General features: G+C 56.1%; 11 protein-coding genes and 3 pseudogenes. 3 read left to right on the forward strand and 11 right to left on the reverse strand.

Going from position 1 to position 16,635, the window contains the following annotated elements:
* Nucleotides 1-471: 471 nt before the first annotated feature.
* Nucleotides 472-1,251 carry a sulfite exporter TauE/SafE family protein gene (locus tag AB6Q56_RS22285; protein WP_434515048.1) on the reverse strand — a complete coding sequence of 260 codons (780 nt, stop codon included), beginning with the start codon at nucleotides 1,249-1,251 and terminating at the stop codon, nucleotides 472-474.
* Complete coding sequence (gene cysQ / locus AB6Q56_RS22290; RefSeq protein WP_434517224.1) at nucleotides 1,248-2,036, reverse strand: 3'(2'),5'-bisphosphate nucleotidase CysQ; 789 nt, start codon at nucleotides 2,034-2,036, stop codon at nucleotides 1,248-1,250. The genes AB6Q56_RS22285 and cysQ overlap by 4 nt, the downstream gene beginning before the upstream one ends.
* Before the next feature lie 64 nt (nucleotides 2,037-2,100).
* Between cysQ and cysD the strand changes: the two genes are divergently transcribed.
* The 3 genes from cysD to cysN all read left to right on the forward strand — a co-directional run bounded on the left by cysD (nucleotide 2,101) and on the right by cysN (nucleotide 6,898).
* A complete protein-coding gene (gene cysD / locus AB6Q56_RS22295; RefSeq protein WP_434517225.1) occupies nucleotides 2,101-3,564 on the forward strand; it encodes a sulfate adenylyltransferase subunit CysD in 1,464 nt (487 codons plus the stop codon).
* A complete protein-coding gene (locus AB6Q56_RS22300; RefSeq protein ID WP_434515046.1) occupies nucleotides 3,564-4,949 on the forward strand; it encodes an FAD/NAD(P)-binding protein in 1,386 nt (461 codons plus the stop codon). Before cysD ends, AB6Q56_RS22300 begins: the two co-directional genes overlap by 1 nt.
* A 62-nt stretch (nucleotides 4,950-5,011) precedes the next feature.
* On the forward strand, nucleotides 5,012-6,898 hold the full coding sequence (cysN, locus tag AB6Q56_RS22305; RefSeq protein WP_434517231.1) for a sulfate adenylyltransferase subunit CysN: 1,887 nt from the start codon (nucleotides 5,012-5,014) through the stop codon (nucleotides 6,896-6,898).
* Here cysN and gmhB read toward each other — a convergent pair.
* The 9 genes and pseudogenes from gmhB to AB6Q56_RS22350 form a co-directional block, all read right to left on the reverse strand.
* Nucleotides 6,830-7,417, reverse strand: coding sequence for a D-glycero-beta-D-manno-heptose 1,7-bisphosphate 7-phosphatase (gmhB, locus tag AB6Q56_RS22310; RefSeq protein ID WP_434517226.1), 588 nt, complete (start codon nucleotides 7,415-7,417; stop codon nucleotides 6,830-6,832). The genes cysN and gmhB overlap by 69 nt on opposite strands.
* Complete coding sequence (locus AB6Q56_RS22315) at nucleotides 7,414-8,103, reverse strand: nucleotidyltransferase family protein (RefSeq protein ID WP_434517232.1); 690 nt, start codon at nucleotides 8,101-8,103, stop codon at nucleotides 7,414-7,416. The genes gmhB and AB6Q56_RS22315 overlap by 4 nt, the downstream gene beginning before the upstream one ends.
* Nucleotides 8,100-8,697, reverse strand: a pseudogene (locus tag AB6Q56_RS22320) (D-sedoheptulose 7-phosphate isomerase). Before AB6Q56_RS22320 ends, AB6Q56_RS22315 begins: the two are co-directional and overlap by 4 nt.
* Nucleotides 8,682-9,714, reverse strand: a pseudogene (locus AB6Q56_RS22325) (GHMP family kinase ATP-binding protein). Before AB6Q56_RS22325 ends, AB6Q56_RS22320 begins: the two co-directional pseudogenes overlap by 16 nt.
* A gap of 13 nt (nucleotides 9,715-9,727) precedes the next feature.
* Nucleotides 9,728-10,760 (reverse strand): annotated as a pseudogene (locus AB6Q56_RS22330) (GDP-mannose 4,6-dehydratase).
* Nucleotides 10,761-10,911: 151 nt separating this feature from the next.
* Nucleotides 10,912-11,550 carry an NAD-dependent epimerase/dehydratase family protein gene (locus tag AB6Q56_RS22335; protein ID WP_434517227.1) on the reverse strand — a complete coding sequence of 213 codons (639 nt, stop codon included), beginning with the start codon at nucleotides 11,548-11,550 and terminating at the stop codon, nucleotides 10,912-10,914.
* Between the two features lie 90 nt (nucleotides 11,551-11,640).
* Nucleotides 11,641-15,003: a glycosyltransferase gene (locus tag AB6Q56_RS22340; protein ID WP_434517228.1), complete on the reverse strand. Its 3,363-nt coding sequence runs from the start codon at nucleotides 15,001-15,003 to the stop codon at nucleotides 11,641-11,643.
* Complete coding sequence (locus tag AB6Q56_RS22345; RefSeq protein WP_434517229.1) at nucleotides 14,936-15,610, reverse strand: hypothetical protein; 675 nt, start codon at nucleotides 15,608-15,610, stop codon at nucleotides 14,936-14,938. The genes AB6Q56_RS22340 and AB6Q56_RS22345 overlap by 68 nt, the downstream gene beginning before the upstream one ends.
* Before the next feature lie 295 nt (nucleotides 15,611-15,905).
* On the reverse strand, nucleotides 15,906-16,619 hold the full coding sequence (locus tag AB6Q56_RS22350) for a hypothetical protein (RefSeq protein ID WP_434517230.1): 714 nt from the start codon (nucleotides 16,617-16,619) through the stop codon (nucleotides 15,906-15,908).
* Nucleotides 16,620-16,635: the final 16 nt, after the last annotated feature.

Below are 16,635 nucleotides of genomic sequence, written 5' to 3' on the forward strand. Positions count from 1 at the left end.
ACGCAGAATCGACAGAAACCGCGCACAGTCTGGGGAAACCCAGATGTGAAAAAGCCCAACCGAGAAGGGTTGGGCTTTGAAAATGGTGGTGGAGTTTAACACTCCATCGAACTTTCCTCAATAACGCCTGCGGGTTGGTGCGGAAGCACGCGGAGGAAACTACTATCGCTCCCGAACTCCAGCGGGGCCGATCTCCGGGCGTAGCCCACGTCGTTCCTCGGTACGATCCCGCAACAAGAGCTTCGCGGCTCGCGCCGAATTCGCCACTCCCAACTCGTACAACCACTCAGCCGCAATATCTTCTTGGGCCTGCCGTGCCCGGATCTCACTGCTGTATCGCTGGATTCGCTTTTCCAGTGAGGCCATCCTTTTAGATTCGCGCTGAGCCCAAACGGTTACCAATCCACCACCAAGTGTTCCAACGACGGCGATTGCCGCCGCGATGATCTGACTATCCATCTTCCCTCCCTCTCACATTAGCACCTTCACCCCCGCTGCAAGCAGCACTAACGCCAAGGCGATCTGAACCCCTCGGCCAGTTATCTTCCCGGCCAACAAACTTCCCAGAAGCACGGTGGGTATAGAGCCCACCAACAAACTGGCCAGCATCCACCAATCCACCATGCCCGCGAACAGATAGCCCAACCCGGCCACCACCGCCAAGGGAATGGCATGCACGATGTCGGTTGCCACCAGCCGATGCGGCATCATCCGCAGCGGATACAGGTAGAGCAACATCACACTACCCAGCGCACCGGCACCCACCGAGGTGAGGGCGACGCACAGACCCAACACCCCGCCAGATATCACCGTAAGCGCTGGTTGAATTGCCTTGAAACGTTCTGGCTGCCCAATCCGCCGCCACCGGGCATAAGCCACCAGCCTTGGAGCAACAAGCAACCCGACGGCAGTGATCAACACCACCACGCCAATCGCCTTCGTCAACCAGTCCACCTTCGCAACCTGCGCCCCCAGGCTGACGATGACCACAATCAGCAAAGCCATGGGCAAACTGCCCAACCACAGGCGTTTGGCGACCTGCCAGTCGACATTGCCGTTGGTGTGATGCACCCTGGCTCCAACCAGCTTGGTGATAGCTGCAAACCATAAATCGGTCGCAATGGCCGTGGTCGGCGACACGCCAAAAAAGATCAGCAGGATCGGTGTCATCAATGCACCGCCACCGACGCTGGTTAAGCCTACAACAAAGCCAGTAAACGCACCGGCCAGGGCATACGCGGTATCGATCATGCCGGGATCAGCGCTGTATCACGAGTGGCGATGAATGAGGGATTGAGCACGTCGGGCTTGCCGTACAGCAAGGGAATGCCCTGAGGGTCTACGACCACCCCACCTGCACCCTCCAGCACCGCCTGGGCTGCCGCCGTGTTCCATTCGCAAGTCGGCGCCAACCGAGGATAGATGTCGGCCTCGCCCTCAGCCACCCGGCAGAACTTGAGCGAGCTGCCAGCCTGGACCAGGCTGACATCACCCAAGCGATCTATCAAGGATCGCGTTGCCTCATTGAGATGGCTCTTACTTGCCACAACCCGGCATGCACCCCCTGCCTCGGCAGCCGCCACTTTGATCGCAACAGTTTGGGCACCCATGCATCGAAATGCCCCCATGCCTGCGCCTCCCCAGTACATTGCATCAATGGCTGGCGCATACACCACGCCAAACACAGATCGGGCATCTTCAATCAAGGCAATGTTCACCGTGAACTCGCCGTTGCGGGCGATGAACTCCTTGGTGCCATCCAGCGGGTCCACCAGCCAGAAGCGGTACGAAGGAGCATTCGCTGCCAGTGAAGCCGAATCCTCCTCGGATACCACTGGGCAATCCGGCAACAGAGGCGCCAGCCCTGCTGCCAACACCCGATGGGCAGCCAGGTCGGCCTCAGTCACCGGGCTGGCATCGGCTTTGTATACCACTTGGGACCCACCCTCTTGGTAGATCGCCATGACGGCATCGCCCGCAGCGCGCACAACGGGCAGCAGCTTGTCCAACAATATGGCTCGATCCACTTGTCGCATTATGTGTTTGTTTGTGATTTAATACGAATGTCGATCGTATCACAAGCGATTTTCTATAAAGCACATGAATAAAAAGCAATCTGCGACAGACCTAGATGCCAATCTGCTTGGCCTCGATGCCCCCCAGGTGTGGGACACCGAACTCGCCTTCGCCCACCTCCAATCGCTGGGCGAAGCCGATACCAAACGCACGGCCGAGCGGCGCCTGAACGCCATGGACTTGCTGCCGCAGGAACTGGCGCCCGAGTTGCTACTGGACGAGCGCGATCGATCAACCAACCGGCTGGTGCTGGACTGGGCCATCGAGCAAGCGCGCAAGCGGCGCGACCGGGTACTGTTTGTTCAACTGAATCCCCTGCCTGGCGGCCAACCCTGCCTGCACGCCAACGACGCGCGCGGCGCCCGTTTCTGGGTGCCGTTGGCTAACCTGAACGATGCAGCCGTTCATCAAGCGTTGGCCGACCTGCAACGCCACATCGGCAAACCCATTGCCGTGTTCCCCCATGGTGCTTTGGTGGCGCATCTGCGTCACATGAACAGCACCGCCGACATCCACCTCTGCCCGCAAGCCTACCGCCCGGTATTGCCTGCGGGCTTAAGCTTGAGCGGCAACGCCAAAACCGATCTGGCACCGTCCCCCCACCTCAAGCGGCTGGAGGCCGAGAGCATCCACATCATCCGCGAAGCGGTGGCCGAAGCGCAGAACCCGGTGATGATGTACTCCATCGGCAAAGACAGTGGCGTCATGCTGCACTTGGCGCGAAAGGCCTTTTACCCCGCACCGCCGCCGTTTCCGCTGCTGCACATCGACACGCGCTGGAAATTTCAGGAAATGTACCTGTTTCGGGACTTCATGGCCCGCGAAAGCGGCATGGACCTGCTGGTGCACACCAACCCCGAAGCCGTCGAAAAAAATATCAACCCCTTCGACCATGGCTCGGCGCTGCACACCGACATCACCAAGACCGAAGGCCTCAAGCAGGCGCTGGACCATTACAAATTCGACGTGGTGTTTGGCGGTGCCCGTCGCGACGAAGAAAAGTCCCGCGCCAAGGAACGCGTCTTCTCCTTCCGCACGTCCACCCACCGTTGGGACCCGAAGAACCAGCGCCCAGAACTCTGGAACCTCTACAACACCCGCAAGAGTCCGGGCGAAAGCATCCGGGTCTTTCCTTTGAGCAATTGGACCGAGCTCGACATCTGGCAGTACATCTACCAGGAGAACATCCCCATGGTCCCGCTGTACTTTGCCAAGCCCCGGCCCGTGGTGGTACGGCCCGAGATGATCATGATGGTGGACGACGAGCGCTGCCGCTTGCTGCCTGGCGAAGAGGTGCAGATCAAGAAGGTCCGCTTTCGAACCCTGGGCTGCTACCCGCTCACCGGGGCGGTGGAGTCCGAAGCCGAGACGCTGGAAGACATCCTGCTGGAGATCATTCACGCTCGCCAGTCCGAGCGCCAGGGGCGCAAGATCGACACCGACAGCGCTGGCTCCATGGAAAAGAAAAAACAGGAAGGCTACTTCTGATGGCTCGCCCCAAACACGTGGTCATCATCGGTGGCGGCTTCAGTGGCACGCTCACGGCCATCCATCTGGCGCGCAGCTGCACACCGAATCGCCTGCGAATCACACTCGTTAACCCCACCCCAGACATCGGTCGCGGCCTGGCGTATCGGTTTGACGACGACAACCTGTTGCTCAACGTCCCTGCGGGCAACATGAGCGCCCTGGCCAATGAGCCTGGGCACTTCGTGGCGTATTGCCAGCGCATCGACCCTTCTCTGTCGCCAGGCTCCTTTGTCTCGCGTCGGCTCTATGGTCAGTACCTGCGAAGCCTGTGGTCGCAAACCCAAGTCGCCAGCCCGGGCCTGATCGAACTGCGGGTGGATGAAGCAGTGGCATTGAACCGCGCCATCGGGGAGTCTGGCGAGTCCACATGGCAGGTGGCACTGGCCAGCGGAGAACAATTGATTGCTGACCAGGTGGTCCTGGCCCTGGGCCACCAGCGGCCTCGATTCCCCATTCCATTGGACCCAGAGGTTGGTGCGCACGTGATCGACCCGTGGAACTTTGACGACATGCACCGCCTGCCCAACGATCAGCCGGTGTTGATCGTGGGCACCGGCCATACAGCGGTCGATGCCTTGTTCTGCCTGGCGCAATCTCCGCACCGAGGATCCATCTACCTGCTGTCTCGCCATGGTCTGCTACCGCATCGCCACCGGCTATCGACGACCGCGCCCAAGCCTCAGTCATTCCCAGAATATCTGCGCGATGTGCCACCCACGGTTCGGGCCTACACCCGGGTCTTGCGCCAACACCTGAAAGCACTGGCCCAACAGGGGGGTGATTGGCGCGATGCCTTGAATGAACTGCGCCCGCACACGCCTCAACTCTGGCAATCGCTGCCAGCAAATGAGCAACGGCGATTCTTGCGCCATCTACAGGCGCACTGGGATGTGCATCGCCATCGGCTCGCACCCATGGCCGCCCAGCGGCTGGATCAACTGCTGGCAGAGCGTCGAGCTCAGGTCATCGCAGGGCGAATCACCACCCTGCGGCAACTTTCCGATGGGGTTGAAGTGGCGTATCGGCGCAGGGGATCGCAGCAAGTGAACACCCTGCAGGTCTGCGCTATCGTCAACTGCATCGGACCCAATACCGACATACAACGCCACGCCAATCCACTGATGGCTCAGCTACTCAAAAAGGGCTGGATAGCACCGGATACCCATGGCCTGGGCCTGAGGGTCACACCAGACCTTCAGGTCATAGACACCCACCAGAATCCCGTCGAGGGCCTGTGGTACGTGGGCCCGCTGCTCAAGGGAACGCTCTGGGAAGCGACCGCTGTACCCGAGTTGCGCCTGCATGCCCAACATCTTGCACAAACCCTGCTGCATCTGCCATGAACAAAGCCCCTTCCAAAGCCACACGCCAACCCAAAGCACCCACGGCAAGCAAACACCCGTCGATGGATCGGTGCCCCAAGACCGCCACCATCCACGATTGGATGGTCCAGCAAGCCCAACAGGACTTGCTGCGCTTCATCACCTGCGGCAGCGTGGACGATGGCAAGAGCACCCTGATTGGTCGCTTGCTGTGGGAATCACAACAGGTGTTCGACGACCAACTCACTGCCTTGCAGGCCGACTCCAAGCGGCACGGCACCCAAGGGCAGGACATTGACTTCGCTTTGCTGGTCGATGGCCTGGCGGCTGAGCGTGAGCAAGGCATCACGATCGACGTGGCCTACCGCTTCTTCGCCACGCCCCGGCGCAAGTTCATCGTGGCCGACACACCCGGGCACGAGCAATACACCCGCAACATGGTGACGGGTGCCTCCACAGCCGATGTGGCGGTGCTGCTGATCGATGCCCGCCAAGGCGTGCTCACGCAAACCCGGCGCCATGCCTACCTGGTGTCGCTGGTGGGCATCAAGCAGGTCATCCTGGCTGTCAACAAGCTGGACCTGGTGGGCTACCAGCAAGCGGTCTTCGACGCCATCGTGGCCGACTTCCACATACTGGCCCAGCCGCTCGGCTTCACGAGCATCACGCCCATTCCGCTATCGGCCCTGAAAGGCGACAACATCACCGAGCGCTCCCGGCACACCCCCTGGTATCAGGGTCCCACCTTGATGGGTTGCCTGGGGACACTTCCCATCACCCAACCCGTTCACAACAAAGTTGTGTTCCCGGTGCAGTGGGTGAATCGGCCTAATGCCAGCTTCCGGGGCTTCAGTGGCACCCTGGCAGCAGGTCAATTGAAGGTTGGCGATCTAATCCGAGTCACCGCGTCTGGTCAGACGGCGACTCTGTCACGGATGGTCACCGCAGACGGTGATTTGCCAATTGCCCATGCTGGCGACGCCGTCACCTTGGTGCTCGACAGAGAAGTCGACGCCTCGCGCGGCGACGTGTTGGCCCTGGCCGAACAACCGCTGGAGATGACCGACCAGTTCGAGGCCACGCTCGTGTGGATGCACGATGAACCCGGTCATATGGGGCGGGCCTACGAGATGAAGCTTGCCAACCAGTGGGCCAGCGCCAGCCTCACCAGCCTGAAATATCAGGTCAACGTGAACACACAGGCGCATGAGTCGTGCAAACAGCTCACACTCAACGACATTGCCGTGGCCAACCTGGCGCTGAGCAAGCCGGTAGTGTTTGCCCCTTACGACGACAACCGCACGTTGGGCGGCTTCATCCTGGTAGACAAGTTCACCCACGCCACGGTGGCCGCCGGCATGATCCGCCACAACCTGCGCCGTGCGCAGAACGTGCACCGGCAGGCACTCAGCATCACCCATGAAGACCGCGAACGCCTCAATGGCCACAAAGGCAAAGTCATCTGGTTCACCGGCCTGTCCGGTTCCGGCAAGTCCACCCTTGCCAACGTCCTGGAGAAGGAACTTCACGCCCAGGGCAAGCGTACTTACATTCTGGACGGTGACAACATACGGCAAGGACTGAACAAAGACCTGGGGTTTACCGACGCCGATAGGGTCGAAAACATTCGCCGTGTGGCGGAAGTCGCCAAGTTGATGATGGATGCAGGCCTGATTGTGATGACCGCCTTCATCAGTCCCTTTAGGGCCGAACGCGAAATGGCACGGGAGTTGATCGGTGCTGAAAACTTCATCGAAGTGTTCGTGGACACGCCGCTGGAAGTATGCGAGCAGCGTGATCCCAAGGGGCTGTACAAAAAGGCCCGTAGTGGTCAGTTGCCAAACATGACGGGGATCAACAGCCCCTACGAACGACCTTCGAACCCAGATTTGGTGATTAACTCAACTGTTACGAACACAGAGGACTGCGTGAAACAAATAAGCCTTTATCTTGCAGGCGCACACACATAACGCATCGCCTCGGAAAGTTGACTGATGGCGATGGTGTCGCCCCCGACATGCTCGCCGCCGAAATGCAAAAAGCGTCCCCACTCCCGCTGAGCGGCCTGCCGCCATGTCACTCAGCTTGTCGCCAACAAGAATCGATCGCTCCAGGTCGATCCCTAGTTCACTTTGGGCTTGCAGCAACATGCCTGGAGCTGGCTTGCGGAATTCACTCTCCCGGCGGTACTTACCGATACCGTGTTCCGGATGATAGGGGCAGAAGTAGACACCGTCGATTCGTCCACCATGCTCGGCGAATCTGCACTTCATCCAATGAGTCAAGTTATGAAACTGCGCCTCACTGTAGTAGCCACGTCCAATACCGGCCTGGTTCGTCACCACGACAACGAGGTAGCCCGACCGATTGGCGGCGGACACAAGGTCAAAAATACCGTCGATGAAGTGAAACTCTTCTGGCGTGTGCACATACCCGTGATCCACATTGATCACGCCATCCCGATCCAGAAACAGCGCGGGTCTCTTCATAGATCTGCAAGGAGTGTCTGCGCCCGCGCATAGTCTGCGGGGATTCCAATGTCGATGAACACTCCCTTGGTCACAAATACCTCAACCATTTCACGCGCAACCTCTGGTACAAGGTAGTCGGTCTCGATGGAGAAGGCCTGGTTCAGAGGGAATCTCGCCAGCGCATCTCTTGACAGCACATAGCAACCCGCATTGATTAAGCCTTGGCCCGTGATTCCCTTTTCTTCAAAACTGGTTATCCGATCGCCATCTACAACCAAACGCCCATAGCGTGCGGTATCCGACACCTGCCTACCGACAACGATCGGATGCCGCCTGACCTGCCATTGCTGTTCGAGCAGTTCGACCTCAAGGTCGAGATAGGTGTCGCCGTTAAAGACATATACATGGTCTTGGGTGCATGCCTCGGCGGCAAGCCGAGTTGCGCCCCCGGTGCCAAGGGGTGTGTCTTCCACAACGTATGCGATGTCCAGCCCAGCGAACCGGGAACCAAAATGGCCGCTGATCTTTTCAGCCATGAACCCCAGCGAGAGAACCGCTCGCGAAAAGCCCTTTTTCGCGAGCGAGCCAAGCAAAATCTCCAAAAACGGGCGACCAGCAATAGGCGCCATCGGCTTGGGCACATCTGCCACCACTTGGCGCAACCGTGTGCCAAACCCGCCGGCCAGAACAATTGCCTCCATCAGGCGGGCGCCTTGAACAGTGCCTGTTCAACCAAGCCGCACAGGATATGGCCCAGCACGGCATGCCCTTCCTGGATCTTTGGCGTGTCAGCCGAAGGAACGTCTAGGTAGTATTCGCACCAGCTCCTTCATCGGACCTCCACGGTTACCTGTCATGCCAATGCATACGACGCCACGGCTTTTCGCCTCCTGGAGCGCAGCAATCACATTGGGAGACTTTCCAGAGGTCGAATAGGCGATGAAGACATCGCCCTTTTGGGCATGTGCCTGCACCTGACGAGCAAACAGCTTGTCATAGCCGTAGTCATTGCCAATCGCCGTAAGAATGGACGTGTCTGTGGTCAACGCGATGGCAGGCAGACCAGGACGATCAAAAGCAAACCGGCTGACAAATTCACCGGCAATGTGTTGTGCATCGGCGGCGCTACCGCCATTTCCGGCAAGCAAAATCTTGCCGCCGTTGTTCATGGACGCGACGCAAGCCTCGGCCGCCGCCGCCACCCGCGCCAGTAGCGAATCGTCCGCCAACATGGCCGACATGACCCGCTGGGTCTCCTGAATCTGACCAGTGATGTAATCTCTCATGAAATTCTCCATGCCTGCGTACCGTGTTTCGTGAAGTGACAGTTACTTACCTGCCCACCAAAGCCACTCAGGGTGCGGATCACATCCATGCGCTTTTCTGTGGGCACAAAGAACCGCATGAAGCCACCGCCACCTGCACCGGATACTTTTCCGGCTAAGGCACCGGCCTGAAGGGCCGAATCGTAGATTGCATCGATGTGCGGATTGGATACCATTTTCAGCCAAACGTTTCTTGTTTTCCCAGCCTAGGCGCATAGACTCCACCAAGCCCTCAAAGTCCCCCCGCAACAAGCATTCTTTCATCGCAAGGGCCTCACGCTTGATGCCATGCATCGCCTCCAGCGCATCTGCCGCACCGGACTTCACATTGCTACTCTGGTCCGCGATGATGTGCGCCGACTCACGCGACACTCCGGTGAAGTACAGCACCAAGGAGGCCTCAAGCTCGCACAGGATCCAGTTCTTGACGCGCAGCGGATTAATAACTGCCCGCTCGTCAGCGTAAAACTCCATGAAGTTGAAACCACCGAACGTCGCCGAATACTGATCTTGCCGGCCTCCTTGCAGCCCACAATCCACCCGTTCGATTTGGTAAGCCATGTGGGCGATGGTGTAGTCATCCAGGGGCAGGTTCAGCAATTCCGCAAAGGCGCGGATCATGGTCACCACCAACGTCAAGGATGACCCTAAACCAGAACCGGCCGGCGCATCGCAGAACGTACTCAATTCCAACGGGATAGGCTTGCCGCCATTGAAGTTTTGCACGATGTGGTTGTACACCGACTTGTGCAAATCCAGATTGCCATCAAGCGGTAACGGCACTTCCGCCGGCCTAACCTTCTCCACCTGCTGGTCGGTAGCAATAAAGCGGACCACTGGCTCGTCCAGGGTTTTGATCACCGCATAGGCGTAGCGGTCAATGGCCGCATTGAGCACAAAACCACCATAGATATCGCAATACGGAGACACGTCGGTGCCGCCACCAGCCAGTCCAAGGCGAAGAGGTGCACGGGCTCGAACTACAGGCATCTTATCTCTCCGTTTAGCGATTCAGTGGAATGCGTCCCTTGGCAATTTCGCTGCGCCAGTGGTTCAACAAGTCTTCAAACATCTTTCTGGCCGGAATTTCGGGCTTCCAATCGATCGCTGCACGAATCTTGGTGTTATCGAACATTTGATAGTCAGCATCGATCGGCCTTAACCGGTCCTGATCGGTCACAACCTTGATGTCGGTACGGGTGCTGAATCCAAGGAGGATATCGATCACCTCAGGCAGTTGGAAAGCTTCTTCACCAGCAATGTTGAAATATTCTCCGCAGGCTATCTTGCCTTGAGCGCTCGCTTCCAACAAAAGGAAGTAGGCCCTGACCGCATCTCGCGCATCCTGGAACGTTCGGGTGCTGGAAAGATTCCCAACGCGGATCTCCGGCGTCTGATATCCAGCCTCGATCAGTGCGATCTGTTTTGCCACAGTGCTCTCAAAGAACACGTCGCTGCGCCGGGGGCCGGAATGCGTACCCATGCGGGTAACGAAGGTGCGCAAGCGATACGCTTCGCCGTAAAAGCGGCCCAGATAATCCGTGCCGATCTTGCTGATGCTGTAGGGGCTCGCTCCATGAAAGGGCGTGTCTTCCGCAAGCGGCATCCCAGGCTTGGCGCGCCCATAAACTTCACTTGAAGAACAAACATGCACGACCGGGTCGTAACCGTCAGCCTCCTTTTGCTGGCGGATGGCTTCGAGCAAATTGGCGGTACCGATGATGTTGGTCTGTAAGGTCTCGATCGGAATGTCGAACGAGGTCTTCGGATATGACTGCGCGGCCAAGTGCGAGACGTAATCTGGCCGAACGGCCTTGAGCATGCGCGCAAGGGCCGAGTAGTCATTCAGATCGGCGTAGTGCAGGCTGATACGGTCTTTACGATTGATCCGGTCAGTCAGGTGATAGAGGTTATCCATCGGCTCCTGCCATCGCATCATGCCGACGACATCGTACGACGTGTTCTCGAGTACGAAGTCAGCCGACTGCAGAGCCCACCTGTCCGGTGATTCCAGTGATTAATACTTTTTTGCTCATAAAAATCTCTCAGTATTTGAAGACGCCGCAAACTCCAAACAAGCAGCCTCGCGAAGCGTGCGAGGCGGCCGTGCAAGCAGTCTGGATAAAACTGGGGACGTCATCGCAATGACACGGGGGCGATTCTTGAAGAAGTCTGCGCCGGGTTCTGTCACCTTGAAGCGCAGGTCATGGAGATGAGTCTCTCGAAGGCATTCGGCGAACTCGATCCGAGAAAGCACCTGCGGGCCGCCGAAGTTGATGACCTGCTCAGGCACGTCATTCCAGCGAGCCGCCAGCGCCAACGCGCCCTCGACGACATCATCGCGATGCACGATGGCACGGAAAAACGGATGGAATAGATCGGCTTCCTCGTGACGCGTGGCGCATCCGGCTGAGGTAGCGGGTGAACTTGTCTTCGCGAGAGAACACGTATGAAAGACGAATCGCCTTGAATGATGCGTTGCCCGAAAAAGCGTTGTTCGACCTCGCGTTTCATTTCCGCATACTCGCCTGTCGGATTGCACGCTGCTGACTCGTCGAACGAATCTTCGCGCTCGCCATAGACGGTATCGCTGGAAAAAAAGAGTACGCGGGCACCGCGATCGATAACGCTCTGGATAAAGCTCGACGTTCCGGTAACGTTCACCGCCCACGCACGATCGTGCTCACGAGCGCAGATGTCGGGCGCTGAAATGGCGGCTGTTAGCAGCGCGACATCACCGGAACGGACATTGCCGTAATCAAAATCAGCAGGCGCATCCAGGCGGAGCAGGCAGAAGGCCTTTTCCGCCAGAGGATGATGTGCCAAGAGCAGAGCCCGACTTGTTGGCATTCGCTAACAAGACGCTACCAACGTAACCTGTAGCACCTACTATAAAGAAGGTCGATTTGGTTCTCATCACGCCAACCCTCTGAATTTTAATACGGCATGCGGCTTAATTCCTCGCGAATAAAATGACTCACAATGCAATGTTTTACAAAAAACTGCCATCATGTGCGTCGGAGTTAATGTACCAGCAGCAAATCCCGCTTCATCTTCTGCATGAACTTTATCTATAAGGGCCTTATCTTCTTCGGATTCACGGCTGAAGTTGTGACCAAAACATCTGTCAACAAAAATATCAATGACATTCCCAAAACCGACAAACTTTTCGCACTGAAATCTTTGAACAAGCAAGGGCAGAATATCTTCTGCACGAATCCCCTCAAAGCCTTCTATACTACAATCCCAGTTGTCGTACTCAGCCTCAAATCTATTAAGAAGATGATTATATTTCTTTGTATCCGGCAATTCCTTCCAATACCTTTGAACAATCTCCAATGCTTCCGGCCATCTCTGGTGGCCGTTTCGACCAATCATGTCACTAATCACAAAGCTTCCATCTCTATGCAGAGCATTTCTTACTTGATCAAATAAATTTTCGAGTTGGGTTACGTGATGCAGTGATTGATTTGCCATTACCCCATGGTATTCACGGCTTGCTTGCCACGTATTGAAGTCAGCCTCAACAAAAACCATCTTACTCAAGACACCATTTTCTTTGGCTATCTGCTTACCCCGTTCAAGCATCACAGGATTTATCTCAAGACACTCCAATACAAATTCACTCAAGCCAGCTTGGAGTAGGTTTTTGGCAATAGAGACCTCCAAATCACAATTTCCCGCCCCTACGCTAACAAAATAGGCTTTTGTACAACCTGTTCTTGTTGCAGCAACTAGAAGATTAGATGAGAAAAATTCGGCAATCGTCGAAAATCCAGCATCACGAAAAATTGGAGCCAAGTATTTATTGGACCAATAATGGTAAATATCTGGAAGATCGTGAACATTTACCTGCTTTTCATAGATGGCCAGTTCTTGTTGGACTTTTTTACGATACTCATCATCAGCAACACCCGCCTTCAAGGCTGGCGACTTAAGATTTGTCGTCGCAACTTTTTTTCCATCACTACGATCGGCCCCATAAAGAATTAACTGTCTGTTTCCGCGCTGTAATAAAAAACCCAACTCACAAAGAATTCTCGCAAGTTTATTCCAAGCTGCCTCGGCTCCCCACGATTGCTCAGCAAAATCCACTCCATTTTCGCTAATACGGTTCCACAGCGCTTCATCTTGGTAGATTCTGGCAATCGCAGCAGCAAGGGCTTCTGCATCGTCAGCCACCAAAATATTTTCACCATCGGTGAGCGACATTCCCTCTGCCGCTAGTGAGGTGGCTACAACGGGCAACCCAACGGCCATTGCGGTGCCGATCTTGCCCTTAATACCAGCTCCATAGCGCAGAGGGGCAACCGATACACGCATCCTGTCGAGCAGTGGCGTCAGGTCTTCTACAAAGCCCGTAACAATGACGTCTTCCGCTGCCAGCGCTTGTATAGCGGCAGGTGGCTTGCTGCCAACTGCGTAAAAGTGCACGCCAGTGAGTTTTTTGCGCAGCAAAGGCATGACATCTTCTACAAAATATTTCACCGCATCGACGTTAGGAGTATGTTGATAGCCGCCGACAAAGACAATATCTCTGCGCTCTGCAAAGATCTTGCTCGACCCTTTGACATCCATGATCAAGGGGAACACATGAAGCTTGGCCTCGGGCAACAGAGGCCAAAGGATTTCCAGTTCGGCTGTGCTGTGTACGATGGTGGCATCGACGGCACGGATCGCTGCCAGCTCGCGCTGCCGCATTTCGTCTGCTGCCTTTTGTTTGGCATTGTCTGATTGAAGCTCAGCTTCGCGCGACATGCGCAAGAAGTGCAAGTCCACGGTATGGAAGAGCACCTTGGCTTTAGTGCAGTATTGGCGAACGATTTTTAGGTGGCGCTCGACGACCCCCGGCCTGAAAAGGAATGCTAGGTCATATCGTGCACCGTACTCTTTCAGGTGCTGCTCCACATTGGTGACATAAGGGGCGTAGAGCACTTCAATACCTGCCCGCTGCAATGCGGTGGTGTACTCGGGCATGTAAAGAAAATTGTCTTCAGGGATAAACGTGACTTGGAAGTCCATCTCCCTTAACAACAGCAGTAGATTAAATACCGTTACCGAGCCAGCATCTTGGTCGGGCGTGGGGGTGCAGTGGTCGAGCACCAGCACGCGGCGCTTCGCCCTGCGGTCTTTGGCATTGTCTACATCAGTCCCAGATGCTTGATGGGCTTTGAGCCGCTCTTGCCAGCGTTCGAACAGCTTCCTTGTATTTTCGATTTGGTGGGCCTTTACGCCCAGGGTGGTATCCGTCCCCGAAGTTATCCCTTCAAAGTGAATGACGATGGACAGGGGTTGATAGATGACTCGATAGCCCTTGTCGCGAATCTTCAAGGCAAGGTCGGAATCTTCGCAGTATGCTGGGGCATAGTGTTCATCAAAGCCGTTTAACTCATCAAACAACGACTTAGGGACCATGATGGAGGCACCGGAACAGTAGTCAACCTCTCTGGCGTAGTTGTAAATAGGTAGCTGAGGATTTTGAAAACGCCCGAAATTCCAGGCACTGCCGTCCTGCCAGATGATGCCCCCCGCTTCTTGGAGGCGCCCATCGGGATAGACCAGTTTTGACCCTGCGAGCCCCGTGCCCGGAAATTCGCGGAAGGTGCGAAGTAGTTCGTCCAGCCAGCAGAAAGTGACTTCGGTATCGTTATTCAGGAAATACAGGTAATCACCACGCGCTGCCTTTGCACCGTTGTTGCATGAACGGATGAAGCCCTGATTCTGCTCGTTGCGCAGCAACCGAATGCCCTGGACTTTGAACAGGACATCAAAAGAGTCATCGGGAGAACAGTCATCCACCACGATCACCTCAAAGGCAGTTTTTGGTTGATTGCCTGCAATTGACACAAGGCATCGCAATGTGTAATCAACTTTCCCATATACAGGGATGATGACCGAGACCTCCGGACGATCCGAAGCAGGAATTACAAAGCTGGCTGCGGGAGTTACTGGATCTGTTGCAGCTTCTGTCGACTTGGCTACGGAACCATGCTGCGGTGACACATGAGTGCCTGCAAGCATAGGAATAGTCGCCGCTGGCGTACCAGTTGCAAGTAGCAGACGTGGGAAGAACTTGGCAAGAAGTTGTCGATGGTTAGCTTTGGTCTGATAGCCTAGCGGCAAGGATTGGTACACGCGCTTCGCCAGCCTTAGTGTGGCTTTTGTGTAGCGTTTTGCTTGCTGCGCTGGAGACGAAATCCAACGCCGCGCCTCACGCAAGGGGAGAGTCAAGCGCCAGGAATTGCTGCTTGTCACGGCTGAAAAGCTTTGCTCGCACATCTCTCAGTTCAGCATCCAACCCTAAGGCCCATTCTCCACGACGCACTGTCTCATCAGTCAGACTGGCGATCTGGCCGTCGCGGGCCGATAGCAACTCGTCGCGCTCGCTGACCGCTTGGCTCAGACTGGCGATCTGGCCGTCGCGGGCCGATAGCAACTCGTCGCGCTCGCTGACCGCTTGGCTCAGACTGGCGATCTGGCCGTCGCGGGCCGATAGCAACTCGTCGCGCTCGCTGACCGCTTGGCTCAGACTGGCGATCTGGCCGTCGCGGGCCGATAGCAACTCGTCGCGCTCGCTGACCGCTTGGCTCAGACTGGCGATCTGGCCGTCGCGGGCCGACAGCAACTCGTCGCGCTCGCTGACCGCTTGGCTCAGACTGGCGATCTGGCCGTCGCGGGCCGATAGCAACTCGTCGCGCTCGCTGACCGCTTGGCTCAGACTGGCGATCTGGCCGTCGCGGGCCGATAGCAACTCGTCGCGCTCGCTGACCGCTTGGCTCAGACTGGCGATCTGGCCGTCGCGGGCCGATAGCAACTCGTCGCGCTCGCTGACCGCTTGGCTCAGACTGGCGATCTGGCCGTCGCGGGCCGACAGCAGCTCTCGCATCCGGTATGCGTCTTCCAGAATTCCTGTAGGAGGAGCATCCAATTTGTTGATCGAAACAAAGGATTCTTGACCTGCCTTTTCCAAATACTCACGTGCCAATCCAGTAGGCACTCCATGTTGCCGATAAATCTCTAGGACTTGCTCTTCCACTATACGGAAGCCCGCCCTCTCTCGGTAATCGAAAATAGCGCGATGTAACTTAGCGTCAGAAAAATCAATCGACCGAATACCAATATCTTCCAGTTGGGCAAGACATTTGACCCGGTAACCTTCGGATGCACTCAGCTCGTCCATATCAATGAATACATCGCAGTCTTGCTGGCAACAAACAAAGGAGTGCAGCCATGAAACCGAAGAACAGAAAGTAATCCTGCTCGGGCGTGAGGGGATGCCCGAAGCTGTATGCAACCTTTTCCTGTGTGTTGTGGCCAATCAATGGACAGGCGCCGCTCGCCTCAAACACGGACTTCAGCGGTGCAGGGACATTGCTTAATGAGTAAGTTAAGCGGGGGGTGTTAGCAATGTAAGGGTCAACCTTGTAGGAATACCATTGATCCCAGGGATTTCGAAGTAGGTAGATATGGCTGGACTTGTAGTTCTTTTTTAGCCAACCAATTCGTCCACAAGTACGTGTGCACTGAAGAACTGGGAACTGTGATGCGCCGTCGACCAACAAATCAATATAAGCCTTCAGATCAGATGCTTTGTCGCCGGCATCAATGAAGTAATAGTCGAAGCTGAACTTCTGATCGAAGGTCTTTTTTATGCTGGGTAGCAAATGAGAAAACTCGTCGAAGTAGCCGCCAATCAAAAAATCATGTCGTAGCGTTGACTTCAGTTGATCCTTGCGACCACTTAGTTCATTCCAAGCGGTTGCAAGCGATGCAATGACTTCATGCATCGGCTCATGATAGATGTGGAACTTGCCGGTTCGCTTCAGTGCATTGTAGAAGTAGGTGCTGCCGGAACGGAAAAGCGAATGCACGAAGGTCAAATCCGGTGCGGCCATTTCTATTTTCTCGCTT

The organism is Dechloromonas sp. ARDL1 (assembly GCF_051122455.1).
Classification (GTDB): domain Bacteria; phylum Pseudomonadota; class Gammaproteobacteria; order Burkholderiales; family Rhodocyclaceae; genus Azonexus.

Bases quoted from the DNA above. Each gene is read 5' to 3' on its own strand.
- AB6Q56_RS22285 (WP_434515048.1), bottom strand. From the start codon at position 1,251: ATGATCGATACCGCGTATGCCCTGGCCGGTGCGTTTACTGGCTTTGTT.
- cysQ (WP_434517224.1), bottom strand. From the start codon at position 2,036: ATGCGACAAGTGGATCGAGCCATATTGTTGGACAAGCTGCTGCCCGTT.
- cysD (WP_434517225.1), top strand. From the start codon at position 2,101: ATGAATAAAAAGCAATCTGCGACAGACCTAGATGCCAATCTGCTTGGC.
- AB6Q56_RS22300 (WP_434515046.1), top strand. From the start codon at position 3,564: ATGGCTCGCCCCAAACACGTGGTCATCATCGGTGGCGGCTTCAGTGGC.
- cysN (WP_434517231.1), top strand. From the start codon at position 5,012: ATGGATCGGTGCCCCAAGACCGCCACCATCCACGATTGGATGGTCCAG.
- gmhB (WP_434517226.1), bottom strand. From the start codon at position 7,417: ATGAAGAGACCCGCGCTGTTTCTGGATCGGGATGGCGTGATCAATGTG.
- AB6Q56_RS22340 (WP_434517228.1), bottom strand. From the start codon at position 15,003: ATGTGCGAGCAAAGCTTTTCAGCCGTGACAAGCAGCAATTCCTGGCGC.
- AB6Q56_RS22345 (WP_434517229.1), bottom strand. From the start codon at position 15,610: ATGCGAGAGCTGCTGTCGGCCCGCGACGGCCAGATCGCCAGTCTGAGC.
- AB6Q56_RS22350 (WP_434517230.1), bottom strand. From the start codon at position 16,619: ATGGCCGCACCGGATTTGACCTTCGTGCATTCGCTTTTCCGTTCCGGC.